Origin of the sequence: Paenibacillus sp. MBLB1832, assembly GCF_032271945.1 — a bacterium.
Classification (GTDB): Bacteria; Bacillota; Bacilli; order Paenibacillales; family NBRC-103111; genus Paenibacillus_E; species Paenibacillus_E roseopurpureus.
On sequence record NZ_CP130319.1, the window covers coordinates 3642447 to 3655234 of the forward strand.

The following is a 12788-nucleotide window of genomic DNA, read 5'->3' on the forward strand; positions in this document are numbered from 1 at the left end:
CGAGTAACCTAGACTATTTCATAGTTATCTCCCTGACTAGATGCCTCTCCTTTACTAGATTTGGGTACCGCTTTTTTAGGTAATCCACCTGCGCTTTCAAGATCCCGTTCTTCTTATACCGTACTAAAGGTCGTGCGAGGGCGTCCTGTAAGAGTACAGCGGACATATTTCTTGCCAAATATGAATAGCCCAATAAATCCCCTCATTATAATGCTCCGACCAGCTATAGGGGTCACCTTCGGAAGCACGCATCTTGGGGAGCTGATTCCCAATCATTTCGTAATTGGCGTTTAAAAATGCTTCGTCTCTCTACCAGTCTTTGAATCCTTTCCAGAAAAGCCCAGGTACAATGACATCGTTCCAATCGTGATTCTTCGAAATACGCTCGATTCTTTCCAGATCTTCTTCGGCCATCGACATCAACCATAAATAGATCGGATACTTCGGGTGCGCCTCCCTATAATCGGCCCAGCCACTGTCGAAATGCTTGTAAGGCACAAGTAGTTTGCCGTCCTGTTCCTTACGTAATTCCCAGTTGCGGTCCAATTGCTCTCTCGCCAGCTGTAGTCCACCTAAATCTCTGGTAAGCATAGCCAGATCCATGCAGGCATTGGTCAGCGGTTCGATGATCGTCATGAAGCCGTGTGGCCGTCGCCAGCCGTAGTAGCCTCCCCACCATTTGCCATCGTTATATTCTCCGATTTCTCCCGTTAAGCCGACGTTGTCTGGAATGATGACTCCGTTACGTTCCGCCCGCTCCTTCCAAGCGTGAACTTAGTCAATGGTCGAACCAAATGAGCGTTCCGGCTGGACGGGTATACCGCTTAACGAATTCTTTCGCCGCTTTGTTCAGCGTATCGAACAAAATTTGCTCCTGCAGCGCCGATTGCGGCGGTACGATCCGACGGGATGCAGTGATGCTAGGTAGTTTATCATAGCGCTGTGAGGATGCAGGCATATTGGAAAGCTCCTTCAGTCTGTTAATTAAAGGTATCTAATCCGATTCCGGTATCTGTCAATCAACTCTCGGTTATGACCGTCGCCACCGTCGCGGTTGGCACTGATCAAAACCGGAGGAGAAACATCTCTCCTACACAATTCATCAACGATAGCAACCGTTAAGGCTTGAATGATGGCAATGCCGCCAATAGTTGATGTAGCTCCCGTTTTATTTCCATTGTCATCGAATGATAATGCAGCATCTCCATGGACACCGCAGTTATCTAGCACGATATCCGCAACCTCATATAATTTTTTTCCACTCTCATGCCGTGAAGCTGTCTGCAACGAATGCTCCATGTTCGTCAACGCTACTACAAACATGCCGAGCTTTTTACATGCCAGCGCAACTTCGATCGGAACAGCGTTAATACCGGAATTTGATACGACAACAATCACTTCTCCAGGTTGCAGACTGTAGCCAGTCAGCAGGACATCGGCATAACCGGATAATCTCTCCAACAATGTGGCACGCCCAACATTTAACTCCATCAGCGAAGGCTCCAACATGGCATTCACACAAGCAAGGCCGCCCGCGCGATGAAATACATCTTCTGCTATCATGTGGGAATGTCCGCTTCCAAACACATGCATAATTCCGCCAGCTTCAATGGAATCTGCAATTTTAACAGCAATATCAGATATCTTATCCTGTTGCGTTTCTTGAATTTGGGTCAGTTGAGCATGTAAAGTTTCGAAATATTTATCTATTAGCATGTTATTCTCTTCTCCCTAATGTTAAAAGTGCAGAGCAGCCGCTCCTAATATTCCAGCTGTCGATGTAAAGGCAGCTGGTGTGATCTGAACACTGAGCGAGCCAGAAGGATGCATCCTTTTCAATACGGTCGCTCGTACAGGATCCAATAGCACATTGCCAGCTCTGCTCATGCCGCCGCCAATGATCACATTGCCAACACCAAAAAGTTGCATGCAATTGACCAAGCTAATCCCTAATAATTCGCCTACTTCCTGAAACAAGCTTCTTGCATAAAGGTCGCCATTGCTAGCTGCTTCATAAACCTGTTGGGCATCTGTTCCTGTACGCTCCTTGACAGCAGAAGCGGAAACATAATTTTCTAAGCAACCTAGATTCCCACACTTACAAGGCAATCCATCAGGAATCACACTGGTATGTCCAATGTTGATAATCGGTCCCCAATCCCCTTCATAGATCTTACCTTTAAGGATTAGTCCTGCCCCAACACCTGTTCCTAAACATACATACAGAAAGCTCGATAAACGGCAACCTGCTCCAAATTTACTTTCGCCTATTGCTCCAGCGGCTGCATCGCCTACCAATCGGACCGGCAGCTTCAGTTGCACTTGTATGAAATCTATTAACGGAACCTCATACCAACCCAAATTTACGGCGTATTGAACGATACCTTTTTCAGTATCTAAAATCCCCGGAGAGGCGATTCCAATTCCTTTTAAAAGCCCGTCTGCTTCTTTATTTTTATCGATAAAACTAGCAATTTGCTGGCAAATGAATGAAATGTCTGCTATACCAGCATCATTACGATTTAATGAGGTCGACATCTCATCCAGAATAAGACCCTCTTGATTCACAAGACCCATTTTCAAATTGGTTCCACCGATATCGACCCCAATCGCGAAGTTGCTCATCATTAGCCTCCAATAAAAAATCCGCCATCAACCGGAACTTCCGCACCATTGATCCAGGATGAACTCTTGCTCGCGAAAAAGACAATCGCATCGGCAATTTGCTCGGGAGTAGCAATTTTTTTCGATTCTCTGTAGATTTTTTCAATTTCTTCGGGCGAATGATTGGTCGTTTTGAACCATTCGTTTAGTAAAGGTGTTGCCGTTCCTCCAGGCATGAGTGCATTCACTCTGATATTAGCCTCGCGGAGATCTAGTGACAACCCACGGCTCATATGATTTAATGCCGCTTTCATTGCATCATATACGAGATTATTCGGGCAATTAATCAACCGGTTAATGGAGCTAACATTGATCACAACGCCTTGATCGCTTCGTTTCAACCACGGAAGCGCTTCCTGTGTCATGAAGAATGGAGCCTTCACATTCACTGCGAACAAAGCATCCCAATCTTCATGCTGGATATCTTCCATTGGCTTATTGCAAGCAAGCGCCGCATTATTGACAAGAATGTCAAGCCCTCCCCAATGGCCTGTTGCTTGTTCAATCAGTAACTTCGGAGATTCCTGAAGGGATAAATTCTGACGCAGGAAGATGGCTTCCCCGCCTGCCCCCCGAATCTCCTCTGCAACTTGGCGACCGCGTTCTTCATTCATCCCATGTACAGACACTTTTACGCCATGCCGCGCAAGCTTGATCGCAGCCGCTCTGCCGATGCCGCTTGTTGAGCCAGTAATAAGGGCAATTTTGCCGCGTAAATCTTTTATCTCCCTCACCCCGGTATGCTCATATTCGTTTTCAATTCATTCCTATAATCCTCTATTCCAATAACCCGGCTTTCCAACCGTGACTTCTCGGCAGCGAACGCCATCAGATGGCTTTGTACGGAATTGCGCGCGCCCGTAAGTCCAACTTCATCCCCATTTCGACTCACTAACCGAACAAAATCGCGCATGATGCCGTGATCACCGCCACCATGGCCTCCCAATGGAGCATCAATATCGATTATTGTCGTCTCACCTGTGATAAAGCTGCTCACTTCGATGACGTTCTTCTCCATATCGGCTCTGATCTGACCACCTGTTCCCATCAACTTCATCGATCTGCCGCCTTCTTTGGTGAAGGCACACATCGTAAAGGCGACGGTAACCTCGTTCGCAAATTCCAGATTGACGACCTGATGGTCCACAACATTATTATCGCAATGATATACGCATCGGCCATAGGGCCCATTTTTCAAAGCTTGAAGAACTCCTTCTTTGCTGTGATCGTTACTGACAATTTTTCGCAGAATAGGTCCTGCCCAATCTTCTCTTTCCAAATACATTTTAGGCGCATAATACGGACATTCCTTCTCTACGGGGCAACCGTCCAAACAGTACAATGGCGCACCTTCCGGGGCACTTTCTGAACGAAAATGCGTTAGCGAGCCGAAGGATGACACCTTCGTGCAGTCGGCATCCGCCAGCCATAACAAAATATCCATATCATGACAACTCTTCGCCAAAATCATCGGGCTGGAAGTTTCGGAATTTCGCCAATTTCCTCGCACGAAGCTGTGAGCTTGATGCCGATGCTCGACATTTTCCGTATGCTGGATGGAAATAAGTCTGCCTATTGCACCATCTACGAGCACTTGCTTAAGCTTTTTATAGAACTCGGTATACCTAAGCACATGGCAGATGGAAAACACTCGGTTATATTTTTCGGCGTATTCGCCCATAAGGACACATTCCGTTGGGCTTGGAGACATCGGTTTTTCGAGTAGAACATGATACCCTTTCTCCAAAGCCCGTATCGACGGTTCAAAATGCATTTGGTCCTGTGTACAAATCAAAACCGCATCAGCAAGTTTAGGCCCTTCAAGCAACCGCTCCCAGCTTTCGAATGCAGAGGCATCCTCAATCGCGTGTGCCTCCTGGAAACACATCCTTCTAATGGGGTCCATCTCAGCCACCGCCACAAATTTCACTTCATCTGGGTAATCCAGCGCGTAGGTAGCATAAGCATCGGCCCCTCTTTGTCCCGCTCCTATTAATACTGCAGTTATGGTTGACATGTTGTATTCTCTCCTTTTAATGATAAATCATCTTTATTGACCTGATCATACATGCTGGCTTCACACTCGAAAACAATAAAAAATGGAACTTTCTTCGATTTTTAGCGAAAACAAGCTCCAAGCAATTAATATTTAATATAAATGAGAGTTATTTAGTCCGATAAGCGATCGTACCTGTGTTGATAGCCTGACAAATCTCAAGCGGATGTTCTGGCGTTTCCCATTGATCGTCAAATTGAAGTCTATATCGGAATTCATAAAAGCCGCCTAAGGTAGCTTTGAAGTTCGTCTCCCAATAGTTGGAAAGCGGCCATGAATAAAGCGGTTCTTTCCTATCGGCCGGTTTTTGGCCGTTGAGCTTGCGAGGCTGGTGCTTGATGGGACCTGTTTGCAAGAGCGGCGTATCCGGCGTTGCCAATAGCATGCTGCCCTCAGGGGACAGTAAAGCGAGTCCTTCCTGGATACAATAATAATCGATTAAGGTGCCAGGCAGCTGATCCGTACCTGGGCGAATCGGCCCCCCTGGTTTATCCAGCCAAAGCTCGCTATTTTCCTGCGTAAATGGCAGCGAAATAAAGACATTTTCGGGATCCCAGACACTGTCCTTATGAATCCGAACGGAAACATCGATCCGGGCAAGCTCCTTGTAGGCCTTCAAATAGACCGAATAGTGGCTCATTCCTGCCACGGCATACGTTAATTCAACGATTCCATAAACGGAGCCTTCCGCTATTTTTTTGACGCCGCACAGCTTCCCGATTGACCTCTGAACATTCATCCCTTTGCGGTTTCTGCCCATGCTACCTCTTACTTGAACCTGATTACTGTCGTTCGCGGGTGTCCTTTCGTAAATTGGCGTGAATGCGCCCGCAAGCCGGTTGTCAGCTAACCATTCTTTACCCGTACGTTTGTCGTACCATGAATTGATGCCATCGCCTTCCGCCCAGTCAATACGAATATACGGGCTCTCTATGGAATGCTCCGAGATCGTTAGCTTTTGCTCAGGCGATGACTCTTTCAAAACAAAAAGATCTGTCAGATCGTATACACGATCTTGGCCCGAAAGCCTAGTACTGCTGGCAGTTTTGGCTTTCACATCCTGTGCATGCCGAATAAAATAGGACTTGGTTTCATTCGCTTCCAGCCTTACCACAATTTCTATTTGATTGCCTCGGCTTACTCGTTCCAGCTGATGTGGAATCACGCTTCCCGTACTCTCTTCGACCACTTCCAATCCGTCTTTCAACCTATCCAGCTCCGAATAACTGTCCAAATAGAAATGAGCTACATCTTCAATGGCATAGCTATAAGGATTCACAACGCGATACGTGAGCTTGCGATCGTAGCGAAGCATGACCTCGCCTTGTTGCTTCAGCACTTCATCCAGGGTTGCGTAAACCAACCGGCTGGCGTTGGCCGCGTAAGCTTCTTTTCGGACACCTAGCTGCTGCACCATGAAGTGCCACGGTTCTTTAATGGAAGAGTGGTAGCCCCACGTATGCTCGGCATACATCATCAACTGATACTCCGCTTCGCGGATCCGGTAGCCTTGTATCGTCTCCACATTAGGCTCCAACTTGCGAACGACACGAAGCATACGTTGAGCATCGCGGAAAATTTGCGTTTGCATAGGCGTTGAGTTGACTCCGTCGCTCCACCAGTCCGGCCAATCGCCACGATAGACAGGAATTTCGACGGACTGCTCACGAACCAGATCGAAATACTGGTTCAACGTCGTCATTTTGATTTCAACCTGATTTCCATGCTTCTGGTTCCACTCTTTGATAAACGTGATGACTCTCGGATTAGGCGACGCATTATCGTTTAAGAGCCCCATGACATTCACAAGGAGAAAATGAAAAGGATATTGTTCCAGCTCTAACTGGTTGATATAGCGGAAGATACGATCCTCAGCGAGTTGCCAATGATCTTTCGCGATCCCCCATACCGAATACTCATCCTCCCCCCTGAGCGTGTAGGAAAGAACGGCATCTGGATTCAACCCTAAATCGTTTCCAAACATGTAATGCTCGCCATTCCACACAAGGATACGCCCCCCCTTAGGCGTCTCCCAATAGAAAGGAAACTGCTTCCGGCCTATAGGAAACATACTGTGATGCGTATGAACGCAAGAAAGCAAATTTTCAATTCCCGCGTCAGCCATCGCTTGTGAGTACCCCCAGCTATATCCGGTAATGTCCGCAGTCATGGCTGACTTCACTTGCGTATTTAAATTGATTTCGCGAGCATAATTGCCTGATTTCTCCAGCATTTTGGTGAGCAGGTCATACCCCGCGAGCTCCGTCATATTCAGGTAAGTACCCGATAGCTCGATATCCCCCCTATGCAAGACTTCGGCGAATTGTTCCCTCTCTTCCTCGCTCGCCTGCTCGAGAAACCGTTCCACTGCCCAGAACGTTTCACAAGTCCATTTGTACCCGGTCCATTCTTCCTTTTCTCCGCTATGAGCAGCATTGCAAATCGCTACAGCCTGCTTAATGAAGTCCACATGAAATTGCTCAATCTTTTCTTGTCTTTCCGTATAGCCGATGTCCGTGTGTGAATGATGAATGACGTAAATCTTCCACTTTTTATTTTTTTTCAAAATTGTCATTGCTCCCTCTGAATCCTCCCTCTCAACAGAAAAGGGAACTTTCTAATGTATTCACTACAAGTAGGATTACATCGAAAGTTCCCTCATTACTATCGCGCATTTATTACGTTGGTTTCAATTTCCTATTTTGTAGATTTCCAAGCATCCAATTGCTTTTGTTTTTCAGCAATAATTTTGTCGGAGCCTGCCTTTTTCAATTTATCTAGGAACTGCGGCAAGTACTTCTCAGGGTCTACGGAACCGCTCGCGATCGCATAATAAAGTTCATCGATGGCAGCATCAACATTCGCTTTCTCTGCTTTAACCGGTGTAAAGTCAAACACGAATCCTAGCGCATTGGAAGGTTGTGCATTTTTATTGAGATCTACCCACATTTGCGTATACTTCGCATCGTTTCCTTTAGGGTCACCCTCAAACAAATAGGTAAGCGACATATTGCCGAATTCCCAAGGGGAAAGCAATTGATAGCCGCCATCTTTCATCGTTTCAATTCGGTTCTCAGCGACTTTCTTGTAATGCTTACCTTCAACGCCCCAGATAAGTGTGTTGTAAATTTCTTTGTCTGTGTTAAGCAGATTAAGGAGCATCATGGCCCTTTCTTTGTTTGGCGAATTCGCAGAGATCGCCGTCATGGTTGCTGCAGCTTTATCAGTTGTAAGAAGCGGCTTCACGAATTGGAAGTCGTAAGACTGTGTAGCAGGATTTGGCCCAGACATTCTACCTGTAGCATCCATACCAGCTGCTGCAAAAGCCACGGAGTCGATATCGATCTGACCTAATTGCAGCGCGTTCTTTCCAGCTTTACGATCTGCTGTGGTTTCTTTCAAGGTCGCAGCGTCTTTACGTAAGTATCCTTTATTAAACCAGTCTCTCATCATCGTTATAAATGCTTTGAACTCCGGAGTCTCATACTGATTGACAACCTTGCCTCCATCTTTTAAATACAGATCTCCAGGCGTCTTCGCATCTCCTAAAGTCTCAAATCCGAACATCGGAGGAGCCGTAAGGAACGGATCGGCTCCCTGGCTATATTCCCAAGGTATTAAATTGGGCTCGTTCTTCTTCACTGTTTCAAGGAAAGGCGTCAGGTCAGATAGCTTCGTCACAGACTTCCAATCCATTTTGTACTTGTCCGCTACTGCTTTCTGAATGGTATAACCGTAACCAGCTGTTGATTGTTGGAAAACAGGCACACCATACACTTTTCCTTTTACCTTCACGGCATTCCAGAACATATCTGGAATCCCTTTCTTCAGGTCCGGATATTTGGCAATCAATTCATCGAGCGGTGCATATGCGCCGTTCGCTACATTTTGAAAGTAATTGTTGAAGCCTGCCGATGTCCAGACGAGATCGTAGGGTTCACCAGAAGCCATGCTTACTTTCATTTTTTCTTCGTAAACACCCCAATCAATGCTTTTAAGTTTAACCGTTGCGTTGATTTTCGGCTTAATCAGCTTATTCAGGGCATCTTCTACAGTCTGCATATCTTTCAGAGGCCCCGACGGGAAATAGTAGGATAGTTCAACTGGTGCTAATGGGGCTGCTGTTGGTTGAGCTGTTTGTGCTGCACCCGTACTCGCAGCAGGCTCTGAAGCTGTTGGCTCAGCCTTCGGAGTGCTACACCCCGTAAGTGCGACAGAGATACCAATACTTAGCATAACAAGCGAACGTTTCATTTTCTTTGATGTGTTCATTGTTTGACCTCCATATTTGTTTTTTTATATGCTAAACGGGTTGAAACCCGGTAAAGCCTATCTTTACGATTTCACTGCGCCTAATGTAAGTCCTTTGGCGAAATATTTCTGTAAAAATGGGTAAGCGAGCATAATCGGCCCGACGGATAGGACGCATGTTGCCATTCTGGCTGTCTCATCTGGTTGGGCAAGTGCGGCTTTCGCTGTTAACGAATTGGCTTGAAGAAAGGCGATGTTGTTCATGATCGATTGAAGAAGAAACTGCAGCGTATATAGCTTGCCATTCTCAATGAATAAAGCAGCAGTAAACCAATCGTTCCAATAAAAGACAGCCGTGAAAAGACCAATCGTTGCCAGCACTGGCGTCGATAAGGGGAGTACCAGCTTTAAAAAGGTATGAAACTCGCCTGAACCGTCAATTCTTGCAGATTCTATAATGGATTCAGGAATTGTATGAGTAAAGAAATTTCTCATAATTAACACATTGACCGATGAAACCAAGTAAGGTATGAAAAGTACAAAGACCGTATCTTTCAAATGAAGGTATTTCGAAAGCAGAATATACCACGGTACTAACCCTCCATTGAACAACAGGCAGAAGACGACCAAGAAGGATACGATATTTCTATACTTCACTTCTTTTCTTGAAAGACTATAGGCAAACAAGGACGAAATCATCAGATGCAATACTGTGCCGACCAGTGTCACGATGATGGTAACGGCATAGGCTCTCAGTATCGGAGAATTTCCGTTCAGAATGAAGGCATAAGCGTCTAAACTAAATTTCATCGGAAGCAGCTTATAACCAGACTGGAAAATCGACTGCTCATCGGATAGTGAAACGGAAAGTACAACAAACAAAGGAATTAGGCATAGTACGCAATACACCATAAACATACTATTAAGTAGAAAGTTAGGAAACGTAATTCGTTTGATCATCTTGTCATCCCCCTAGAACAATGCACTGTCACGATCGTATAATCTAATCAAAAAGTTCGATACAAGAACTAGGATAAATCCAACACATGCTTGATACAGTCCAACGGCGGAAGACATGCCGAAATCGCTCATGCTTTTCAGAGATCTGTAAACGTAAGTATCAATGACGTTCGTGGCACTGAACAAAACACCCGACTCCTTCGGCAGGTTATAAAACATTCCCCAATCGCCAAATGCAGCGTAAAAAATTTTTCCCGCCTGCAGCAGCAGTAAAGTAATCGTGATCGGAGCCAGCATCGGAATCGTAATTTTGATAGCTTGCTGAAATTTGTTTGCGCCATCCATTTTGGCAGCCTCATAATACTCCGTTGAAATCCCTGCTATTCCTGCAGCAAAAATGACCGAGAAGTAACCGACATTCTTCCATATATAGCCCGCTGGTAAAATAAACCACCAATAGAACGGTTCGGAATACCATTGAACAGGTTCTACACCGAACTGTGCGAGTAGACTGTTTAATAGGCCTTTGTCCATACTTAGGAAAGTAAAAAGCAAATATTCAGCTACCACCCAGGATAAGAGAAAAGGAAGCAACAAAATGCTTTTGTAAGCTCCTGCAAGAAAGCGGTTACCGATTTCATTGATGAGTATCGCTATCACCAGCGATAGACCAATACCAAGTATAATGAAGATCAGGTTGTAGACGATTGTATTGAATGTGATTTGAAATAGGGCATCGGATTGAAAAAGAAACTTAAAATTCGTGAAGCCTACCCATTTACTCTTAAAGATCCCTTTAATGGGGTTATATTGTTCAAACGCAATGACAACCCCTAACATCGGTAGATAAAACATCACAATGATGTAGAGCAGTCCAGGAAGCATCATGAGATAAAAGATTTTGTTTTTAACGAGTTCGCTTATCACGGGTATGACAGGCGCTCGTTTATTTATGGTTGCTTTCGATTTCACAAGCATTCTCCTTTGCGTTGTGGCGATGAATTTGATGTCCCCATCATAAATCGAAAATGAGCCAGCTGAATACAGAGAAAAAGCGGTTTATCACCGATTTTTATATAAAATAGGACTCTAAAAATAAATAAATTCTCTGAAAAGTGATCCGAATAGAACAATTTCATGAAAAAAAGAGCATCCACCGAAATAAATGGGTGAGTGCTCTAAGCTAATTTTTACTAGCTTATTTCGTTGTCGCTTTCCAAGCATCCAATTGCTTTTGCTTCTCAGCAATAATTTTATTGGCGCCTGCCTTTTTCAACTTATCCAGGAATTGTGGCAAGTACTTCTCAGGGTCGACAGAACCGCTCGCGATCGCATAATAAAGTTCATCGATGACAGCGTCAACATTCGCCTTCTCTGCTTTAACCGGTATAAAGTCAAATACGAAACCTAACGCCTTGGATGGTGTTGCGTTTTTATTGAGATCTACCCACATTTGTGTAAATTTCTGATCGTTTCCTTTAGGATCACCCTCTGACAAATACGAGAGTGACATGTTGCCGAACTCCCAAGGAGCAAAGATTTGGAACCCTCCGTCTTTGATGGTCTCAATCCGATTTGCAGTAACCTTCTTATAGTGCTTACCTTCAACGCCCCAGACAAGCGTGTTATAAATTTCTTTGTCCGTGTTAAGCAAATTGAGGAACATCATCGCTCTTTCTTTGTTTGGCGAATTCGCAGAGATCGCCGTCATTGTCGCTGCAGCTTTATCGGTTGTAAGCAGCGGCTTCACGAACTGGAAGTCGTAAGACTGTGTATCCGGATTGAAAATGGACATTCTGCCTGTTGCATCCATGCCTGCTGCTGCTAAGGCCACGGAGTCCATATCGATCTGACCCAATTGAAGGGCGTTCTTTCCAGCCTTACGATCAGCCATGGTATCTTTATAGATCGCTGCGTCTTTACGCAAATATCCTTTGGTGTACCAGTCCCTCATCATCGTGATATAGTTTCTGAATTCTGGCGTTTCATACTGATTAACGACCTTGCTACCGTCTTTTATGTAAAGATTTCCTGGCGTCTTCGCATCCCCTAAACTCTCTAAACCAAACATAGGAGGAGCTGTCGTAAAGGCATCTGAAAATTCCCAAGGAATCAGATTGGGCTCGTTCTTCTTGACTGTCTCCAGGAAAGGCGTCAGATCTGATAACTTAGTAACAGACTTCCAATCCAATTTGTACTTATCCGCTACTGCTTTCTGGATGAGATAGCCGTACCCTGCGGTTGATTGTTGGAAGACAGGCACACCATAAATATGTCCTTTTACTTTAACAGCATTCCAGAACATATCCGGAATACCATTCTTCATGTCAGGATAGTTGGCAATCCAATCATCCAACGGCGCATAAGCGCCATTAGCCACATTTTTAAAGTAATTGTTAAAGCCCGCCCCTGTCCATACGAGATCATAGGGTTCACCAGAGGCCATGATGACTTTCATTTTTTCTTCGTATGCGCCCATATCAATCAGTTTCAGGTGAACCGTTGCGTTGATTTTGGGCTTGATGAGCTTATTAACCGCATCTTCTACAGACTGCAAATCCTTCTGCGGCCCGTTCGGGAAATAATACGTAAGTTCAACTGGCACTAGTGAGGTTGCTGTCGGTTGAGCTGTTTGGGAGCTGCATCCAGCAAGCGCAACGGAAATTCCCATACTCAGTAAAGCAAGCAAACGTTTCACTTTCTTTGATTTATTCATTGATTGCCCTCCATTCGCAGCTACGAAAACTGATCTAATCTCCAAATAATGAACTAAGCTGGGAAAATAACACTTTTTAAATTGAGTTTCATTAGGGGATATAATAAAATTAATTTGCGTCGTACATCTGTAGATAGAGGT

General features: G+C 45.0%; 11 protein-coding genes. All 11 read right to left on the minus strand.

All coding sequences use genetic code 11. The annotated features are described in order from the left end of the window. Nucleotides 1-309 precede the first annotated feature (309 nt). Nucleotides 310-636 (minus strand): hypothetical protein, encoded by a 327-nt coding sequence (locus MJB10_RS16510; protein ID WP_314796402.1) that lies wholly within the window; start codon nt 634-636, stop codon nt 310-312. A gap of 142 nt (nt 637-778) precedes the next feature. Then, nucleotides 779-958: a hypothetical protein gene (locus MJB10_RS16515; RefSeq protein ID WP_314796404.1), complete on the minus strand. Its 180-nt coding sequence runs from the start codon at nt 956-958 to the stop codon at nt 779-781. Between the two features lie 26 nt (nt 959-984). Continuing rightward, on the minus strand, nt 985-1716 hold the full coding sequence (locus tag MJB10_RS16520) for an SIS domain-containing protein (protein WP_314796407.1): 732 nt from the start codon (nt 1714-1716) through the stop codon (nt 985-987). A 21-nt stretch (nt 1717-1737) separates the two neighbouring features. After that, nucleotides 1738-2625, minus strand: coding sequence for an ROK family protein (locus MJB10_RS16525; RefSeq protein WP_314796408.1), 888 nt, complete (start codon nt 2623-2625; stop codon nt 1738-1740). 2 nt (nt 2626-2627) lie between these two features. Then, nucleotides 2628-3398 (minus strand): SDR family NAD(P)-dependent oxidoreductase, encoded by a 771-nt coding sequence (locus tag MJB10_RS16530; RefSeq protein WP_314796409.1) that lies wholly within the window; start codon nt 3396-3398, stop codon nt 2628-2630. Continuing rightward, nucleotides 3395-4681: a Gfo/Idh/MocA family protein gene (locus tag MJB10_RS16535; protein WP_314796411.1), complete on the minus strand. Its 1287-nt coding sequence runs from the start codon at nt 4679-4681 to the stop codon at nt 3395-3397. Before MJB10_RS16535 ends, MJB10_RS16530 begins: the two co-directional genes overlap by 4 nt. Before the next feature lie 148 nt (nt 4682-4829). Beyond that, nucleotides 4830-7295, minus strand: coding sequence for a glycoside hydrolase family 38 N-terminal domain-containing protein (locus MJB10_RS16540; protein WP_314796413.1), 2466 nt, complete (start codon nt 7293-7295; stop codon nt 4830-4832). 122 nt (nt 7296-7417) lie between these two features. Beyond that, entirely contained in the window at nt 7418-8992 is a 1575-nt protein-coding gene (locus MJB10_RS16545; RefSeq protein ID WP_314796415.1) for an ABC transporter substrate-binding protein, read from the minus strand. A 63-nt stretch (nt 8993-9055) separates the two neighbouring features. Continuing rightward, complete coding sequence (locus MJB10_RS16550; protein ID WP_314796417.1) at nt 9056-9931, minus strand: carbohydrate ABC transporter permease; 876 nt, start codon at nt 9929-9931, stop codon at nt 9056-9058. A gap of 12 nt (nt 9932-9943) precedes the next feature. Next, entirely contained in the window at nt 9944-10819 is an 876-nt protein-coding gene (locus MJB10_RS16555; protein ID WP_397386639.1) for an ABC transporter permease, read from the minus strand. Between the two features lie 310 nt (nt 10820-11129). After that, nucleotides 11130-12647 carry an ABC transporter substrate-binding protein gene (locus MJB10_RS16560; protein WP_314796421.1) on the minus strand — a complete coding sequence of 506 codons (1518 nt, stop codon included), beginning with the start codon at nt 12645-12647 and terminating at the stop codon, nt 11130-11132. Nucleotides 12648-12788 lie beyond the last annotated feature (141 nt).